The organism is Marinomonas balearica (assembly GCF_004362145.1).
Taxonomy (GTDB): Bacteria; Pseudomonadota; Gammaproteobacteria; order Pseudomonadales; family Marinomonadaceae; genus Marinomonas; species Marinomonas balearica.
Genome location: NZ_SNXC01000009.1, coordinates 131,698 through 150,364 on the forward strand (window position 1 = coordinate 131,698; position 18,667 = coordinate 150,364).

Annotated in this window: 16 protein-coding genes; 5 read left to right on the plus strand and 11 right to left on the minus strand. The window is 43.1% G+C overall.

Features of this window, described 5'->3' with window-relative positions:
- The first annotated feature begins 68 nt into the window (after nt 1–68).
- On the plus strand, nt 69–689 hold the full coding sequence (gene bamJ, locus DFP79_RS02255) for a BamJ family beta-barrel-assembly machinery protein (protein ID WP_133502334.1): 621 nt from the start codon (nt 69–71) through the stop codon (nt 687–689).
- A gap of 37 nt (nt 690–726) precedes the next feature.
- Here the strand turns inward: bamJ and DFP79_RS02260 are convergent, their stop codons facing one another.
- The 9 genes from DFP79_RS02260 to DFP79_RS02300 all read right to left on the minus strand — a co-directional run bounded on the left by DFP79_RS02260 (nt 727) and on the right by DFP79_RS02300 (nt 10,042).
- Nucleotides 727–1,143 carry a GNAT family N-acetyltransferase gene (locus DFP79_RS02260; protein WP_133502335.1) on the minus strand — a complete coding sequence of 139 codons (417 nt, stop codon included), beginning with the start codon at nt 1,141–1,143 and terminating at the stop codon, nt 727–729.
- Nucleotides 1,144–1,159: 16 nt separating this feature from the next.
- Nucleotides 1,160–2,353 (minus strand): cupin domain-containing protein, encoded by a 1,194-nt coding sequence (locus DFP79_RS02265; protein WP_133502336.1) that lies wholly within the window; start codon nt 2,351–2,353, stop codon nt 1,160–1,162.
- A gap of 151 nt (nt 2,354–2,504) precedes the next feature.
- Nucleotides 2,505–3,878 carry an adenylosuccinate lyase gene (gene purB / locus DFP79_RS02270; protein WP_133502337.1) on the minus strand — a complete coding sequence of 458 codons (1,374 nt, stop codon included), beginning with the start codon at nt 3,876–3,878 and terminating at the stop codon, nt 2,505–2,507.
- A gap of 153 nt (nt 3,879–4,031) precedes the next feature.
- Nucleotides 4,032–6,251, minus strand: a complete 2,220-nt coding sequence (locus DFP79_RS02275; protein WP_133502338.1) for an NADP-dependent isocitrate dehydrogenase — start codon at nt 6,249–6,251, stop codon at nt 4,032–4,034.
- A 370-nt stretch (nt 6,252–6,621) separates the two neighbouring features.
- A complete protein-coding gene (hflD, locus tag DFP79_RS02280; RefSeq protein WP_133502339.1) occupies nt 6,622–7,245 on the minus strand; it encodes a high frequency lysogenization protein HflD in 624 nt (207 codons plus the stop codon).
- 76 nt (nt 7,246–7,321) lie between these two features.
- Complete coding sequence (mnmA, locus tag DFP79_RS02285; RefSeq protein ID WP_133502340.1) at nt 7,322–8,437, minus strand: tRNA 2-thiouridine(34) synthase MnmA; 1,116 nt, start codon at nt 8,435–8,437, stop codon at nt 7,322–7,324.
- 193 nt (nt 8,438–8,630) lie between these two features.
- On the minus strand, nt 8,631–9,026 hold the full coding sequence (locus DFP79_RS02290) for an NUDIX domain-containing protein (protein WP_133502341.1): 396 nt from the start codon (nt 9,024–9,026) through the stop codon (nt 8,631–8,633).
- Nucleotides 8,962–9,666, minus strand: coding sequence for a pseudouridine synthase (locus tag DFP79_RS02295; RefSeq protein ID WP_133502342.1), 705 nt, complete (start codon nt 9,664–9,666; stop codon nt 8,962–8,964). Before DFP79_RS02295 ends, DFP79_RS02290 begins: the two co-directional genes overlap by 65 nt.
- A 118-nt stretch (nt 9,667–9,784) precedes the next feature.
- Nucleotides 9,785–10,042 carry a cold shock domain-containing protein gene (locus DFP79_RS02300; RefSeq protein ID WP_133502343.1) on the minus strand — a complete coding sequence of 86 codons (258 nt, stop codon included), beginning with the start codon at nt 10,040–10,042 and terminating at the stop codon, nt 9,785–9,787.
- Between the two features lie 274 nt (nt 10,043–10,316).
- Here DFP79_RS02300 and clpS point away from each other — a divergent pair, with 274 nt between their 5' ends.
- Together clpS and clpA are read left to right on the plus strand one after the other, a co-directional pair.
- On the plus strand, nt 10,317–10,670 hold the full coding sequence (gene clpS / locus DFP79_RS02305) for an ATP-dependent Clp protease adapter ClpS (protein WP_133502344.1): 354 nt from the start codon (nt 10,317–10,319) through the stop codon (nt 10,668–10,670).
- Between the two features lie 16 nt (nt 10,671–10,686).
- A complete protein-coding gene (clpA, locus tag DFP79_RS02310) occupies nt 10,687–12,951 on the plus strand; it encodes an ATP-dependent Clp protease ATP-binding subunit ClpA (protein WP_133502345.1) in 2,265 nt (754 codons plus the stop codon).
- Nucleotides 12,952–13,041: 90 nt separating this feature from the next.
- Here clpA and infA read toward each other — a convergent pair whose 3' ends face one another.
- Together infA and aat are read right to left on the minus strand one after the other, a co-directional pair.
- Nucleotides 13,042–13,260 (minus strand): translation initiation factor IF-1, encoded by a 219-nt coding sequence (gene infA / locus DFP79_RS02315; RefSeq protein WP_013660522.1) that lies wholly within the window; start codon nt 13,258–13,260, stop codon nt 13,042–13,044.
- Nucleotides 13,261–13,439: 179 nt separating this feature from the next.
- The gene (gene aat / locus DFP79_RS02320; protein ID WP_133502346.1) at nt 13,440–14,186 is read right to left on the minus strand and encodes a leucyl/phenylalanyl-tRNA--protein transferase; all 747 of its coding nucleotides are present in this window, start codon (nt 14,184–14,186) and stop codon (nt 13,440–13,442) included.
- 564 nt (nt 14,187–14,750) lie between these two features.
- On the opposite strand from aat, the gene DFP79_RS02325 reads away from it, so the two are divergent.
- Both DFP79_RS02325 and DFP79_RS02330 read left to right on the plus strand, forming a co-directional pair.
- Nucleotides 14,751–15,599, plus strand: a complete 849-nt coding sequence (locus tag DFP79_RS02325; protein ID WP_133502347.1) for a hypothetical protein — start codon at nt 14,751–14,753, stop codon at nt 15,597–15,599.
- A gap of 170 nt (nt 15,600–15,769) precedes the next feature.
- A complete protein-coding gene (locus DFP79_RS02330) occupies nt 15,770–18,667 on the plus strand; it encodes a DNA translocase FtsK 4TM domain-containing protein (protein ID WP_133502348.1) in 2,898 nt (965 codons plus the stop codon).

The window sequence follows — 18,667 nt, forward strand, 5'->3', positions numbered from 1 at the left end:
TGGTCGTCAGCGAACCTACCGTTATGTTAATATTCTGCTTCTTTTTTAAATGACTAAGAGTATTGAACATGTCAGAACTGTCTTTCGACACGAATGAAGCGAAAATTGCTTACGGGATTGGTCGTCAAATCGGTGATCAACTTAAGAGTGGAGATTTAGGTGAATTGTCTCTTCCACATCTTTACGCTGCAATTGAAGATGCACTAAACGGTGCTGAAATGCGTGTACCGGGCGCTGAATTAGAAGCGGCATTTTCTAAGCTTCAAGAAGAAATGGAAGCGAAGTCTAAAGAAGCTGCAAAAGAAACTGTTGCTGCTGGCGAAGCATTTTTAGCTGAAAATAAAAAAGCTGAAGGTGTTCAGGTTACAGAGAGTGGTTTGCAATATGTTGTACTTGAAGAAGGTACAGGCGCTATTCCAAACGCTCAGTCTACTGTAAAAGTTCATTACGAAGGTCGTTTGACTGACGGTCAGGTATTTGACAGCTCAATTGCACGTGGTGAGCCGATCGAGTTTCCTCTAGGCGGTGTTATTGCTGGTTGGACAGAAGGTCTTCAACTTATGAAAGAAGGCGCGAAGTACCAATTTACAATCCCTGCTGAGCTAGCATACGGCGCACAGGGTGCTGGTGCTATGATCAAGCCTCATTCTGTGCTTGTATTTGATGTAGAGCTTCTAGAAGTTAAATAAGCTCAATAAGAAATGGACGGCAGCGCCGTCCATTTTTTTAGATTTTTCTTTCCATACGAATGTGTGGCTTTCCTGCATCTAGAAAAACCTTGCCGTCCGTATTAAATCCTATGCGTTCGTAGAATATTTGAGCGTCTATTTGAGAATTGAGGAATACAGAGTCTAAGCCCATTTCTCGCGCTACCTGAACAGCCCGTCTCATCAACATGATACCGTAGCCTTGGCTTCGATAATTCGGTAGCACAGCCAGTCGAGAAATTTGACCGTTTTCTGTGAGTCTACACACTCCTGTTGGGACAGCAGTTGTTCCAAATGAAACAAAGTGAACAGCATCTTCGTCTTTCCCATCCCATTCATCTTGTTCGTCAAACCCTTGCTCTAAAATAAAAACCTGTTTTCTGACGAAAGTAAGTTGGGCTTTACTGCTTCCCCAATCGGAGGTTAGTACCTTCATGTTTCTCTCCTTGTTCTTATTCAGTTGGTAAGGCAACAAGTGCTTGGTATTTAAAGAAAAAGCGTAATAGCGGCTCGAGCTCCTTTGATTGAGATAGATCTAAGCCACTAAAATCGAATTCAGTATCATCGCTGACTGCTTGCACAAACGAGGTAAGATGGCTGCCTATGACCATTTTTACTCCATTGCAGTAGACGGTGGTGCTTTCTTTGTCTTGGTAATAGCATATACGAGCATCGCCTGGCCTTATAAAACTGGCGCCTTGCATTGCAAGGTCAAACGTATCATCTTCTTCTGTTTGATTGAGTGCAGGATTAAATTCTGGGTATTTGCTTTCACTCATTGTTTCGCCAAGCCAATCGGTAAGTAGCTCAGGCTGCTCAATTAATTCAATCAATTTGCTTCGAAGATGTTCAATGTCGGATTGACAAATTTCACCATGGTGCGGGCGTTCTAAAGGTTCTTGAGCGCAGAACCTACGTTTTTCTAATGCCGTATTTTCGCTTGCTTGTTCTTCAAGAAGAGTGTTAATGCCTGAAAGTGCTTCACTAGAAGACGGTGCACGGAATCCAATTGAATAGGTCAAACATTCATTGTCTAGTGAGCGCCCATTGTGTGCAAAGTTAGGAGGTAAGTAGAGGATGTCTCCTGGAGCGACGTCCCATTCCATTTCGGTTTGTTCTGGAAAACCATCTAAGATATGAAGAGGAGTGTTTTCTAGCGCAGAATCTTCATAGCTGTTTGGTGGTGCTACTTGCCAATGGCGTTTTCCAGACATTTGAATCAAAAATACATCGTATTGGTCATAGTGTGGGCCAACACTGCCACCTTCAGTAGCGTAGCTGATCATCACATCGTCTAAACGCCAGCTGGGTAAAAAGTAAAAGCGCTCTTTTAATGCTTGTACTTCCGGTACCCAATGATCGACGGCTTGTACTAATAACGTCCACTCTTTTTCAGGTAGGTTTTGGAATGTGTCTTCTTGAAATGGACCTTGCATGAGTTGCCATGGCGTCTTTCCATTTTCGATGACAATTCGTGCTTCCGCCTCTTCTTCCATTGAAAGACCTGCCAACTCGTTTGCATCCAGTGGTAATTCAATGTCTGTTAGCCCTCCACGAATAAGCAGGGGTTTTTTCTGCCAGTATTCAGATAGAAAGGTTTCGAGTGTCATTCCGCCTAAAATGCTAATCGGAGTATCAGAGGTCATTATGGTTTCCAGTTTTAATTGCGAGCGTCAGTTGTGTTTAAAGTAGCAGATTTTTATCAAATGGGTTGCTCAAAATAAGTAGGGCGTTGAATCTATGAAAGATATCAACGCCCTAAATAATACCTTGAACAAGGTTCGTAATAATTAGTAATTAATTACGAATGGCTTTTGCCTGATCAACTGCATTACCGATGTATGTTCCTGGGGTCAGAGCCTTAAGTTCTGACTTTGCAGACTCAGGTAGCTCTAGGGTATCGACGAATTCGCTGATTGTCGCTTGATCGATATCACGGCCACGTGTTAGCTCTTTTAGCTTCTCGTAAGGTGATTCGATACCATAGCGGCGCATCACTGTTTGAATTGGTTCAGCAAGTACTTCCCAAGAGTTATTTAGATCATCGTCTAGTCGCTGAGCGTTGATTTCCAGCTTGCTGATACCTTTAAGTGTCGCTTGGTATGAAATTAAGCTGTGAGCAAGACCAACACCTAGGTTACGCAATACTGTGGAATCTGTTAGGTCACGCTGCCAACGAGAAATCGGAAGTTTAGCGCTAAGGTGATTCATAATTGCGTTAGCAATGCCTAAGTTCCCTTCCGAGTTCTCGAAATCAATCGGGTTCACTTTGTGAGGCATTGTAGAGGATCCAATTTCTCCAGCAATGGTTTTTTGCTTGAAGAATCCCATCGAGATATAGCCCCAAACATCACGATCGAAATCGATCAGGATTGTGTTAAAGCGAGCAATGGCATCGTATAGCTCAGCAATGTAATCATGTGGCTCAATTTGAGTGGTGTAGGGATTCCAAGTCAGGCCTAATGACGTTACAAATTTCTCAGCGTGAGCTTGCCAATCAACATCTGGATATGCAGACAGGTGAGCATTGTAGTTACCGACAGCACCATTGATTTTGCCTAAAAACTCAACGGCTTCAATTTGTTTAAGTTGGCGGCGTAATCGCGCAGCAACGTTCGCCATTTCTTTACCAATGGTCGATGGAGAAGCAGTTTGTCCGTGTGTACGGGACAACATTGGTTGAGCTGCATGCTCGATCGCTAGGCCTTCAATCGCTTCTGTTACTGCAACAAGTTCTGGTAAAACACCTTCTTCTAACGCTTCGCGAAGCATTAGAGCATGAGAAAGGTTATTAATGTCTTCAGAAGTACACGCAAAATGAACAAACTCTGACACAGATGCCAGTTCTGTGTTCATAGCCATCTGATTTTTTATGAAGTACTCGACCGCTTTCACGTCGTGGTTGGTCGTTTTCTCAATGTCTTTGATTGCTTGCGCATCTGCTTCATTGAAGTTTTTAGCCAAATTATCAAGCAATTGATTGGCTTCTTCGCTAAGTGGCGGAACTTCGGTGATTTGAGGGTGGTTAGACAAAGCTTGAAGCCAGCGGACTTCAACGATAACACGCATACGTAGTAAGCCAAATTCGCTTACAGAACGACGAAGTACGTTAGTTTTTGAGCCGTAACGACCGTCGATAGGAGAGATAGCATTTAAGCTGGTTAATTGCATTGAGATAACGCCTCGACCATGTGGTTTTCAGGGAGCCGCTATTATAGGTGAAAGTGGTTTCGAGTTCTATTGGAACAGAGGGATAGATAGAAAAAGACCCCTTCTCCTCCCCCTTAGCAAGGGGAGGAGAAGGGGTCTTAGAGTTTACTAAAATTAGATCGCAGCAAGAATTTCGTTAAAGGTTGCGCTTGGACGCATTACTTTAGTAACGGCATCCAGATCCATGTTGTAGTAACCTGATAGACCAGCATCTTTACCTTGAACAGAGTTAAGCTCTTCAACAATCTTAGACTCATTTTCGACCAACGCTTTCGCAACGCTTGCGAACTTGTCAGCAAGTTCAGCATCGTCAGTTTGAGTCGCTAATGCTTGAGCCCAGTACATTGTTAGGTAAAAATGACTTCCGCGGTTATCAATATCACCTACTTTACGAGATGGGGATTTATTGTTATCCAGTAGTTGCTCAGTCGCACGATCTAGGGCAGCAGCCAGTACTTTTGCTTTAGCGTTATCTTGCTTAATGCCCAATTCTTCAAAAGAGACGGCAGTTGCAAGGAATTCGCCTAAAGAATCCCAACGTAAGTAGTTTTCTTCTTGAAGCTGTTGTACGTGCTTAGGAGCAGAACCGCCTGCACCTGTTTCGTACATTCCGCCACCATTCAACATAGGAACGATCGATAGCATTTTCGCTGATGTGCCTAGCTCCATGATTGGGAACAAGTCGGTTAGGTAATCACGAAGTACGTTACCAGAAACTGAGATAGTATCTTGGCCACGCATCATTCGCTCCATAGAGAAACGAATCGCTTCGTTGTAAGACATGATATGAATTTCAAGACCTTCAAGATCATGATCCTGCAAGTACAGTTTTACTTTTTTGCGTAGTTCATTATCGTGCGCGCGCTCTGCATCTAACCAGAAGACTGCAGGAGTACCAGAGTTACGAGCTCGTGTAACACCTAATTTTACCCAGTCTTTAATCGGAGCATCTTTCGTTTGGCATGCGCGCCAAATGTCGCCTTTTTCTACGTCGTGCTGCATTAGGACATTGCCGTCTGCATCAACCACGCGCATTGTACCGTTTTCTTGAACTTCAAACGTCTTATCGTGTGAACCGTACTCTTCTGCTTTTTGAGCCATAAGGCCAACGTTAGGTACAGTACCCATTGTTGTTGGATCAAATGCACCGTTTGTTTTACAGAAGTTGATAACTTCCTGATAAATACGAGCGTATGTGCTTTCAGGCATAACGGCTTTAGTGTCTTTAGTCTTGCCGTCACGTCCCCACATTTTACCAGAACTACGGATCATAGCAGGCATAGAAGCATCAACAATGACGTCACTTGGTACGTGCAGGTTTGTAATACCACGAACTGAGTCTACCATTGCAATTTCTGGACGGTGCTCGTAGCAATCGTGGATAGATTCTAAAATTTCGTCTTGAGTTGACTGTGGAAGAGTTTTGATTTTATCGTAAACGCTGCCGATACCGTTGTTTGGATTAACGCCAATCTCATCGAAAAGGTCGCCAAATTTGTCCCAAACTTCTTTGTAGTAAACCGTTACAGCGTGACCAAATACGATAGGGTGAGAGACTTTCATCATGGTCGCTTTTACGTGCAGTGACCACATGATACCCGCTTCTTTTGCTTCTTGAAGAGATTGCTCGAAGAAGTCGCGAAGTTTGCTTGCACTCATGCGCATTCCGTCAAGTACTTCACCTTCTAACAAAGGCAACGTTTTCTTAACGTCTACTTCGCCTGATTTGTTTACAAACTCAATGCGTACTTCTTGAGCTTTGTCCATAGTGACAGATTGTTCAGAAGAGAAAAAGTCGCCATCACGCATATAGTCAGCGTGAGTTTGAGATGTTTTTTGCCATTTACCCATGGAGTGAGGGTTTTTGCGAGCAAACGCTTTTACTGCAGCAGGCGCACGACGGTCAGAGTTACCTTGACGCAGTACTGGGTTTACAGCACTACCTAGCACTTTAGAGTAGCGAGAATGAATTTCTTTTTCTTCATCTGTTGCAGGCGCTTCTGGGTAGTCAGGGATTTCGTAGCCTTGTGATTGAAGCTCTTTAATTGTTGCCGTTAATTGAGGAATAGAAGCACTGATGTTCGGCAGTTTGATGAAGTTAGCATCTGGATCTGCAGTTAATTCACCTAGGAAAGAAAGACCGTCTTCAACTTGCTTATCTTCAGGTAGGCGGTCAGTAAATAAGGACAATACGCGCGCTGCCAATGAGATATCCGTCAGTTGCAAGTTGATATCAGCTTCTTTTGCAAATGCCTGAAAAATCGGCAGTAAAGATGCGGTAGCAAGTGCTGGCGCTTCGTCTGTCAGTGTATAGTAGATAGTGTGCTTTGACATGTAATTCCCCTAACGTTTATGGCCTGATTGTTTGCCAATGAATAGAAGGTGACTTATGGTCGCCATTCCTTTTAAAAACCTCAAAATGACTTTTCAAGGTTTTTGTATCGACACCGTGTTTTACATTTAGATATCGACTTCGAGTGTCGTCTAAGGCCAAATGTGCGTTTTTAATAAATGATGTCGAGTATAAACTCGCGAATATAGTACATAAAATTAATTCAGAGTGACATTGCAGGAGGATATAGTGGGAATTGATGCCACCTATATAGTCCTATTTGTACAGGCGAGTTTACAATGAATTCTTAAATTAACCCCGCCTAACATTCAGTTAAGCGGTTGTTAAATAGATGTTTTTTTTAGGATCGTATTATGCGTCGAGTGCTTTTAGCAATGCTTTACGTTTAAAAACTAAATGCCAGCGTTTGCCGCCCAATTGACGCCAAAGCATCGAGGCTCGGATTCCGGCCATTAAAATCGCGCGCACTTGGTTAGCGACATGGGGCTGTTGAAGAAAGCGGCTGTCTCCTTGAACTTGAACTCGAAACGGGAGTGTGCTCAACGTGTCTTGATACATGCCAGCAATGCCTGCTATTACGTTTTCGTGCATTTCGTCTTCATAATGCTCAGACTGACGTTCAATCTGCTGAATTCGGTTCCCTATTGCACTGAGCATATCAGGGTGCTTTTTTAGTTTATTTTCTAGGTGTACGAGACTCAATGCATATCGAAGTGTCTCTGGATTGACCTCTGCTCTATCTTTACCAAACGTCTGTCGGGCGATACGGCGACCAAGCATGAGATTTTGCTTATAATCCCATTCCCCACCATATATCTCTTCGGTGTTACTAGCGTTAACGGTCAAAATGCTTTTGATGAGAGGCAAAGTTTCTTCCCTAGGAGCGTTGCCATTCTTGGCGAGCTGGGAAACAAGGTCTGCCGCTTGAAAAACAGCAGACAGTGCGATGGATTGATACTTTTCTTGTTGGCTCACAGAGGTTATCCAAATCTTATCGCTTTACTCAATGGATCACTGGTGTATTTGTTTATCCGTTGAGTAAAAAGCAAAATTAATTTTTGTTAAAGGCGATGTTTATGATTCCGCCACCGAGACAATTCTCTCCTACGTAAAATACGACGGATTGCCCAGGTGTGATGGCTCTTTGTGGTTCCTTAAAACTGACTTCCACTCGGCCATCTTTTAGTTCTGAGATGACGCACTCTTGATCAGGTTGTCGATAACGACACTTTGCCACGCAGGTAAGAGGGAATTGCGGTTTCTCACGTGCCACCCAGTCGAAATTATCTGCAATAAGATGAGTTTTATAGAGCGAAGGGTGTTCCCCGCCTTGCGTCACTTGCAAGACATTTCTTTCAAGGTCTTTCGCAACAACGTACCAAGGCTCGTCTGGGTATTTAGAAAGCCCACCAATGCCCAAGCCTTGTCTCTGGCCGATTGTGTGGTACATGAGTCCGTGGTGTTGAGCAATTATATCGCCTTCTAGGGTTTCTATGTCACCCGGTTGAGCGGGCAAATATTGTTCTAGAAAGTCTTTAAAACGTCTTTCACCGATGAAGCAAATACCGGTGCTGTCTTTTTTATTGTGCGTGATTAGGTTGTGCTCTTCTGCAAGTCGGCGAACTTCTGGTTTTTCCAATTCACCGACAGGAAAAAACGTTTTCGCGATTTCATTCTTTCCAACGGCATAAAGGAAGTAACTTTGATCTTTGTTGTTATCTAACCCTTTTAACAGAAGGGCGTTGCCATCTTGGTCTTCACCTTTTCTTACATAGTGACCCGTTGCTATGTAATCCGCGCCTAATGTCAGTGCGTATTCTAAAAAGGCTTTAAACTTAATTTCTTTGTTGCATAAGATGTCGGGGTTGGGCGTCCTGCCTGCTTTGTATTCTTCTAAAAAGTGTTCGAAAACATTGTCCCAATATTCTGCCGCAAAGTTTGCTGTGTGCAGTTTAATACCCAATTTATCGCAAACAGCCTGAGCGTCGGCCAAATCTTCTTTTGCCGTACAATATTCTGTTCCGTCGTCCTCGTCCCAGTTTTTCATAAACAGGCCTTCGACGTTATAGCCTTGCTGCATCAAAATAAGAGCCGAAACGGAGGAATCAACACCGCCGGACATGCCAACGATAACCTTAGTATTGGGGTTGTTTTCTGAACTGTTCATTGTGTCTCTAGTAGTATCGCGAGAAAATCAAACGTGCATTTTTCGAAATGCACTCAGAATCTCACATTGAAATAATGAGTAAATTAATTAGATTGTACACCAGTTCGAGAAATGGAACGATATTGCGATGAATAAGTCAGTGTTTATTGCAAATTATGGTGTTTCATTGATCTTAAAAATCGGCATGTACAGGCTATAAATAATCGTTACATATGGCATCAAGTGGGATAAGTGATCTCTTGGATTTTGCGTATGATGTTAAGTCATCAATGCACTTTTTTACAAGAGGGCTTCTTAATGCATGTGCATTAATCTCAGTTTCGCTAAGCCAAACGCTTTCAATGATGTCGGGGTCGAGCTCAAACGATACTTGCTCTAAAGCATCGCACACGATGCAAATGCGATGGTACGTATCGGCTCCATGGAATGGCGTTAAAGTATAAAAACCGAGAATGCCTTTAGGTTTGACGCGCCATCCTGACTCTTCATATGTTTCTCGGATGACCGCGGATACGATACTTTCGTTATTTTCGACGTGCCCCGCGGGTTGGTTGAGTACGGTTATCCCGTCCTGTATTTCCTTTACCATGAGAAACTGATCGTCTTTTTGCACTATTGCGGCCACGGTTAGGTGCGGCTGTCCGTTTATTTTGCTCAAATTCGGATACCTGTTGTTTAAGTTGTTGAGTGAGCTCGACTTCGGTGGATTCGCCTGATTTCAAATTCGCTAATGAATATGGCCCGATAGAATATCGTATTAGCCTCAAGGTAGGGAATCCGACTGCTGCAGTCATTCTTCTTACTTGTCTATTTCTTCCCTCGGTTATCGTGAGTGCGATCCAAGAAGTGGGGATATTCGCACGATAGCGTACGGCGGGGACTCTGTCCCAGACGTCGGGGGCAGTCATTTTTTCACAGATTGCTGGCTTGGTAGGCCCGTCTTTTAGAGTAATGCCATTAGAAAGCGATTCAATTGCGTCATCCGTAATCTCTCCCTCAATCTGCACCCAATACGTTTTGGGCATTTTAAAGTTTGGTGATGCAATTAAGTGTTGAAGGGAGCCATTGTTGGTCAGCAACAATAGCCCTTCAGAATCGTAATCTAATCGACCCGCTGCGTAGACATCGGGGTTATTTACGTAGTTGGCTAATGTCTCTTTTCCATCATCAGAGGTAAATTGGCTCAGTACACGAAAGGGTTTGTTTAAAATGATCAGTTGTTGCGGCATTTATTGAGTCTGACATTATTTAAGAATGAATAGGCGCAATAATACCATCTTCCTGTCTTATCCAGTAAGGGAAGTCAGACCGTTTCATGAATTACGTTATATTGTGCTAAAAACGCAATCACGCGGGCAGTGTGTCTTTATTCTCGATGCTTTCGTTTTCATTAACGGCAAAGCCAACGGGTGTTATATCTACGGCATGGAGACCTCTCTTGCCGGGGCTGACGTCAAAAGTGACAGATTGACCAGCTTTTAGTGTTTTATAGCCTTCCACATTGATTGCAGAATAATGGATGAACAAATCCTCATCAAAGCTGTCTGATACGATAAAGCCATATCCCTTAGCATTATTAAACCATTTAACAGATCCGCGGTGCATGAGTCACTCCTTAAACACTCTAAATGGCTGTTGTAGGTAAACAGCCTCTTACTCACATTTGGTTCAAGATTTGAACTCTGAAGAGTGCTACCATGAGAAGATTATTTTAACAAATATGTAAATAACCGTTGATTGCACAAATCAAAGCCCTCATAAATGAGATTAGAAGTGGTTTGGCAATTTGTAAAATGTAAGAGTGATCTGTTTATAAACTCGCAAAAATTGCGTCGTTATATGTGGATTGCGTGTAATTTTGTAGTCTTTGAGGCTTAAGATGTTTGTTTTTCAACAAATTCAACTAAATTTAGAAGACGAGGATCAATACGGACACTCGTCAGTCGCTACGGCACCAGATGATGTAGAGTTGTCACCTCCCTCCATGTATCAGGTGGTTTTGTTCAACGATGATTATACGCCAATGGATTTTGTCGTATTTGTCTTACAACGCTTTTTCAATATGGACAGTGAAAAGGCAGAGAAGGTGATGTTAGAAGTTCATATGAAAGGGAAAGGTGTGTGCGGAGTGTTTCCATTCGGCATCGCTGAAACCAAAGTGGCACAGGTGCAACAATTTGTGCAACAAAATGAACACCCCCTAATGTGCGACTTACAACGAGTCGACGGATAGAGATGAGGGACAGGCTATGCTAGACAAAGAACTAGAGCAAACCCTGAATACGGCGTTTAAAGCAGCTCGCGACAAACGTCATGAATTTATGACTGTAGAGCACTTATTATTGGCTCTTATATCAAATGATGCCGCTTCTAGTGTTTTAACGGCATGCGGTGTTCGACTGGAAGTATTAACTCGCGAATTGGAAGAGTTTGTAGACAGTACCACTCCATTAATTCCTGAAGACGATTCCGAGCGAGAAGTTCAGCCAACACTTGGTTTTCAAAGAGTGCTTCAAAGAGCCGTGTTTCACGTGCAATCATCCGGAAAGCGTGAAGTTACCGGTGCAAATGTATTGGTTGCAATTTTCAGCGAGCAAGAAAGTCAGGCAGTCTATTTACTGAAACGGCATAGTGTTGCTCGCATTGATGTTGTTAATTATGTCGCACATGGCATTTCCAAGCTAGGAGATGCATCTCAGACAGACGGATCAGAGCAAGAGGATGAGGAAGGGGAGGAATCAACTAAAGCGCCACTTCAAAAGTTTGCAACCAATCTAAACGAAGAGGCGAAAGCCGGACGAATCGACAAGTTGATCGGACGAGAGCAGGAAGTAGAGCGTGTCGTTCAAACTTTGTCGCGTCGTCGGAAAAATAATCCGTTGCTCGTTGGTGAATCCGGTGTGGGTAAGACGGCGATTGCTGAAGGCTTGGCAAAACGCATTGTCGATAACCAAGTACCTGATGTGATTTCGGATGGCGTTGTTTACTCTCTTGATTTGGGCGCATTGTTAGCAGGCACGAAATATCGTGGTGATTTCGAAAAACGTCTTAAACATTTGCTAGGGGAGTTGAAAAAGCAACCTAACGCAATTCTATTCATCGATGAAATTCATACCATTATTGGGGCTGGTGCCGCTTCAGGTGGTGTGATGGACGCATCCAATCTCCTTAAACCTGCATTGAGTTCTGGTCAACTGCGTTGTATCGGTTCAACCACATTCCAAGAGTTTCGTGGAATATTTGAAAAAGACCATGCCTTGGCTCGACGCTTTCAAAAAGTCGATGTAAACGAACCAAGTGTCGACGATACTTATCAAATATTGAAAGGAATCATCGGCGCATTTGAAGAACATCACGATATCAAATATGAAGAAGCGGCATTATTGGCAGCAGCAGAGCTGGCTGACCGCTATGTCACTGATCGACATATGCCTGATAAGGCTATTGATGTGGTCGATGAAGCAGGTGCGTTTCAACGTCTTCAGCCGGAAGGTAAGCGTAAAGAGCTTATTACCGTAGAAGACATTGAAGATATTGTTTCTAAAATTGCCCGAGTTCCCGTTAAAGCGGTTAACTCAGATGATCGTAAAGTGTTAAGTAATCTTGAACGTGATCTTAAAATGGTCGTGTTTGGTCAAGATGAAGCGATCGAAACGCTTTCAGATGCCATTAAATTGTCCAGAGCAGGCTTGAAAGCCGATCAGAAGCCAATTGGCTCATTCTTGATGGCCGGGCCGACTGGGGTTGGTAAAACCGAGGTGACTCGTCAGCTAGCGAAACAGATGGGTCTAGAGCTTATTCGTTTTGATATGTCGGAATACATGGAGCGTCATGCGGTGTCTCGCTTAATTGGTGCTCCACCGGGATATGTAGGCTTCGATCAAGGTGGTCTGTTAACAGAGGCTGTGACGAAAAATCCGCACAGCGTTGTGTTATTAGATGAAATTGAGAAAGCCCATCCAGAGGTCTTTAATTTGCTGTTGCAAGTCATGGATCACGGTACATTAACGGATAACAATGGGCGCAAAGCTGATTTTAGAAATGTGATTCTGATCATGACATCTAATGCAGGGGCGGAAGAGCTTGCAAAACGCTCGATTGGCTTCTCAACGCAAGATAATTCCACCGACGGTATGGAAATCATTAATCGTACTTTCACGCCTGAGTTTAGAAACCGATTAGATGCCGTAGTGCAATTTAAACAGCTTGATGAGCAGATTATCTTCAATGTCGTGGATAAGTTCCTTGTGGAGCTTCAAGCGCAGCTTGATCCAAAAGGAATATTGTTGGAGGTGTCTGATACAGCGAGAGGTTGGTTGGCTCATAGAGGCTATGATCGACAGATGGGCGCGCGTCCTATGGCTCGTGTAATTCAAGAGCAACTTAAGAAGCCGCTTGCGGATATGATCCTGTTTGGTGATTTGTCTGAAGGGGGTGTGCTTAAAGTTACGTTGGATGATGTGAAAGACGAACTTGTATTTGATGCGGTAATTGAAGCACAAGTGCAGCACTAACGAATCTAAATGTTCGGTTGAGTGTTTGGGATTTTTGTAAGAAGCAAAACCGACAACATTGATTATGTTGTCGGTTTTTTTATATCGCTACTAGCGACCGCGGTATACGATGCGGCCTTTGGATAAGTCATAAGGAGTCAGCTCAACTTTGACTTTATCGCCTGTTAGGATACGGATGTAGTTCTTGCGCATTTTTCCTGAGATGTGCGCAGTTACAACGTGACCGTTTTCAAGTTCTACACGAAACATAGTGTTAGGTAAGGTATCAATGATCGTACCTTCCATTTCAATGCTGTCTTCTTTTGCCACAATAAGTGTCCTATATAATTAATCGAAGTGCGCATTTTTGCGTTTTATGTGTGTTTTAAATCGATTTCTGAAAGCGCTTTGGCTTGATTCAAGGATTACGATATTCAACTCGCATGCAAATGCGCTAAATTTATCGGGCGTATTTTGCCCAATTTGCTTCCCTAAGGCAAATTGTAACTCTAATTATCTGATAAATACTTTTGTTTAGACTCAGATAAATCCATTAAAGTTGTATTTTTAGACGGATTTTCGACAAAATTGGCCAATTCTGAAATAAATTCCTCTCTTGGGAAATTTTTCGCGCCCAATGATATTAGGTGTTCTGACTCCACTTGGCAGTCAATGAGTTTGATTCCCCATTCGTTACAGTGATCCGTAAAGAATTTTAGTGCCACTTTGGAGGCATTTGGCTTCAGGGAAAACATAGATTCGCCGAAAAATACATGACCTAACGATACGCCGTAAAATCCACCCGCCAACTCGTTCTCGCTCCAAACTTCAAAAGAAAATGCATAACCATTTTTGCTGAGATTGATGTAAGCGTTCTTAATATCTTCTGAAATCCAAGTTCCCTCATTTTCGGCGCGCAATGATGAACATTTTTCAATGACTGTTTCGAAGCAGGTGTTAATGCTCCAGCGCCAGTTTCCTCGCTTTATTGATTTTTTTAGAGATCGCGACGTATGAAAGTCGTTTGGAATTAAACAACAGCGATGGGGTGGGTGCCACCAAAGTATTGGGTCGGGGTCACTGTACCATGGAAAGAAACCTAACTGATATAAATGAATCAGTCTTTCAAGAGAGAGGTCGCCTCCCACTGCAGCGAGCCCTTCAGGTTCATCTAAGGCTAGATTTGGTATCGGGGTATCGTAAGGGTTGTCGGTGAGGAGAAGAAGCTCTTTTTCCGGTTTATTCTGCTGGGTCAAGATATAGGCTCTTTTAAAGGAACTTTTGTTCAGGTAAATTATTAAATGTTAATTTATTCGGTTATGAACAATTTATTTCATAGTAGAACACATTTAATCGAACAAGAATGATCTTTGAAAGGGATGAATTTAACAAAGAGAGCTAAGTTCTAGCAATCAGAATAATGGTTTTTTATTGGTTAGTTTTTTTCACTTATTTCTTGTGAGGTTTTGTTGAGTTGAGTGAAAAACATACTGAGAATGTTTGTTTTTTGCATGTCGATGTGTCATAAATGTCATATATCGGCACAAAATGAAAAAAAAACCTAAAAAATGTGCTCGTAATGCTTGACCGACAAAGGAAAACTTGGTTTTAATCGATGTATTCCAAGACGATGCGAAATCGGTTCGTATTTTTTGTCGGGGGATTTACACGAATCTTTTGATTTTTGTGTTAATTGTCACAAAAATGAAACTGATCGATTTTATGATGCTTGAGTCGTTGATTTGTCAGCGCTTATTGACATAATGAAAATCGTTCAATAGGTCTACAGACCAAATATATAATATAAAGGGGAATCTTGAATGAAAGCGATTAAACTTGCTTCTGTATTTGCGGTATCTGCCGTAGCAGCTGCTGTTTCTACTACTACTTTTGCTGCTGAGCCAGTGTTTTCTGGTACTGCGGGCTTAGTTTACACATCTGCTGAAGCTGATGGCGGCGATAGCTGGGGCTCTAAAGGTGAGGTTAATATCATCGCCGACACTGGCGTTGTGTATTTTGATCTTGATATGAAAGATGGAGCCTTCGTACTTGACGAAGCTTACGTTAAACAAGGTGCTGTATCTTTCGGTGACTTCGACGGCACACTTGTTGATTCTGCTGTAATGTATGGTGGCGTTGAAGAAGGTAATGATTTCTCAACTGATTTCGGTATCACTTTGGGTGCTCGTTACGACGTAATGCCTGGTTTGACTGTTGCTCTTGAAGCGGTTGAAGGTTCTGCTGGTACTTTCGGTGCGTTCTCTTACACAGCTGATCTAGGTGCCGCTGAGCTTACTCTTTCTGGTGGTGCTTCTGTAGGTACTGACAAATCTAACCAAGCTGTAGCTGTAGGTGTATCTGTTCCTGCTGGCGACATGGTTACTGTTCAAGCTTACTACCAAACTGGTGAAGAAGCTGATGCTGACATCGGTAGCATGGGTGCTGGTATTGACGTAGCTGTTTCTGATGAGCTATCTATCTCTGCAGCAATGTATACTGATCAAGAATACACTGCTAAGAAGAAAGCTGCCGGTAAAGATGAAGATATTACTGAAGTATCTGCATACTACACTGCAGGCGATCTAACATACTACGCAACTTTCTTGTCTGGCGATGCTGACAAAGGTTCAAATGACTACTCTTTAGTAGGCGTTAAAGCTTCTTTCTAAGATTTCCCTATCTTAGCGAAAGCGAAAGCCAGCCCTTTGGGCTGGCTTTTTTTATGTTAAGCTATTGCTCTGTTGATCCTATTCTAAAGCCTGTATTCCTTTTCCGTGTATATGCTTTAGAATGGGATTGTTTTTATTTGGAATTTGTAAATTTCTAGGGTAGGTTGAGTTTGTCAGAAAGTCGGAGTGAGTCGGTACGATCACCCATTTGGGGCACTTTTTCGAAGCAAGCTGCATTTATATTTGCGCTTGTTGTTTTTGCGTTTTTTGCGTTTTCGACGTACACCTATAGTCCGAATGACCCTGGATGGTTTTACTCAGGTTCAGATGGTCTAACTCGAAATTCAATGGGACCGATGGGGGCATTGGTTGCGGATTTGAGTTCGGCGTTTTTTGGTTCTTTATTTTATTCACTTCCTCCACTGTTTTTAATCGTTGCTTTCATAATTTGGCGTAACCCACATAAACTTTTTCCGCTTAATAATGCTCTGCTTACCACGGTTGGTAGTGTGACTTACCTTTCATTTGGTTCAAGCTTGTGTTTTTTACATACAATCGGTACGGATGAATTGCAATACGGAGCTGGTGGAATACTGGGCCGTGCGCTGGGTACTATGCTTTATCATTTTATTGGCTATGATGGGGCAACGTTAGTCAGTCTGGCGTTGTTTCTTCTTGCTATAACACTTGTGTGCCAAGTGTATTGGTTAACGGTGATTGAGTTCGTCGGTGAGAAGGTCCTGTTGCTGGTTGAAGGGCTTTCAAGTAAAGCTTCTCGATTTCAGGCGAAACGCGAGCAAACGAAAGCAGATAAAGAACGAGCTTCAGAAGGTGTTTCTCAGCTGAACAGTGAAATGGAAGGCGAGCTCGAAAGTGAACTAGAGCTTCCAGCTATAGAACGAAAACGTTTGAAAAAGATCAGGTTGGGTGTCAGTGAGCATGTGTCTAGAAACGAGGATTCTAAAACCGAGGCGCCCAGAAATGAATTGTCAGAAGCGGGTACTGAGGAAGTAAACACAGATAACGCTGAAAATGATCCAAGCGCTCGAAAAAAACGCTTTTCTATTGGTCAACTGTTTAATAAGAAAGAAAAAACAGAAGATGCTATCTATGAACATAAAGAGCCGAGTTTCGATAATCTAGATTTTGATATCGACAGTATTCCCGTCAGCGATGTTGAGCTAAGCGATGATATTTCCGTTGACGATACTTTGTATATTGAAGAAAGTTTCGACGATACAAAAGAGCGGGCGGAAAATGTCTCTCTTGATATCCCCGCAACACCTGTTACAAAAACGAGAACAGAAAAGCCCATTGAGCAAAAGAAAGAGCCTGAGCCTAACGCCCATCTTCAAGAATCAGATGTTCCTTGGAACCTTGACGACCACCAAGAAAAAAGCGAAATTGCAGATGCGCCACGTTTAGAAGAATTACGTAGCGCAAAAGAACCAGACAGTATAAAAGAAACGGACAATACAAAAGAAGCACATCGACCAGCAGTCAGAACTTTGTCAGAAGCGAAACAGCTGACTCATTTGGAGGGGCCGTCATCCACAGCAGCACTGACAGAGAAAAAAGAGCATACGCCTTACTCTCTTCCTGATCGATCTGTATTAACCAAACCAACCCCTAAAAAGGGCGGCTATACGGAAGATCAGCTATTAGAGCTCTCTGAGTTGCTTGAACAACGTTTAGCGGATTTTGGTGTAAAAGCGGAAGTGGTAGAGGTTAATCCAGGTCCTGTTATTACTCGGTTTGAAATACAACCAGCACCGGGCGTCAAGGTTTCTAGAATTACGAATTTGGCGAAAGATTTAGCTCGATCTCTCAGTGTAATGAGTGTACGTGTCGTAGAAGTTATTGCGGGTAAATCCACGATTGGTATCGAGATACCGAATCAAATTCGCGATACCGTGTTCTTTTCAGAAGTCATTAATACCCCCATTTACGATAATGCCACGTCGCCACTGACGTTGTCTTTAGGTCATGATATTTCCGGTGAGGCTGTTGTGGTAGATTTGGCTAAGATGCCGCATTTACTCGTTGCAGGTACAACAGGCTCAGGTAAATCTGTGGGTGTGAATGCGATGATTTTGAGTATGCTGCTGAAGTCGACTCCCGATGAAGTGCGCATGATCATGGTCGATCCAAAAATGTTAGAGCTTTCCATTTACGAAGGCATTCCACATCTATTGACCCCAGTGATCACAGATATGAAAGATGCGGCCAACGGGCTGCGTTGGTCAGTGGATGAGATGGAACGGCGTTACAAACTCATGTCAAAAATGGGTGTACGTAATCTCGCGGGGTTCAATAAGAAAGTACGAGACGCAATCGATGCCGGTACGCCGATAGAAGATCCACTGTGGCAACCAGAAGAGGCTATGTTCTCGCAAGACGGTGTCGCTAGAACGGTTCCTCATTTAGAGCCCTTACCCTACATCGTCATTGTCGTCGATGAATTTGCCGATATGATGATGATTGTCGGTAAGAAAGTTGAAGAACTTATTGCTCGAATTGCGCAAAAAGCACGTGCGGCAGGCATTCACTTAATTCTTGCAACCCAAAGACCGTCAGTAGATGTGATTACAGGGCTTATTAAAGCAAACATTCCGACACGTATGGCATTTCAGGTGTCCTCAAAAATTGACTCAAGAACCATTCTTGATCAAGGTGGGGCAGATCAGTTGTTGGGACAAGGTGATATGTTGTATCTTCCCGCGGGGTTGCCTACTCCGATTCGCGTACACGGCGCGTTTGTGTCAGATGACGAAGTGCACGCGGTTGTTGAAGAGTGGAAGGCCCGCGGAGAGCCTGAATATATTAATGGTGTCGTTGCTAACCCTGAAGACCTAATGGGAGGAGATTCGAATGAAGACAAAGACGAGCTGTATGATCAAGCGGTTCAAATTGTGATCGAAACTCGAAAAGCGTCGATTTCATCCATACAAAGGCGTCTAAAAATAGGGTATAACCGAGCTGCTAACCTTGTTGAATCGATGGAGGCGGCTGGCTTGGTTGGGCCAATGGGAACCAACGGCCAAAGGGAAGTTCTAATCCCTGAATGA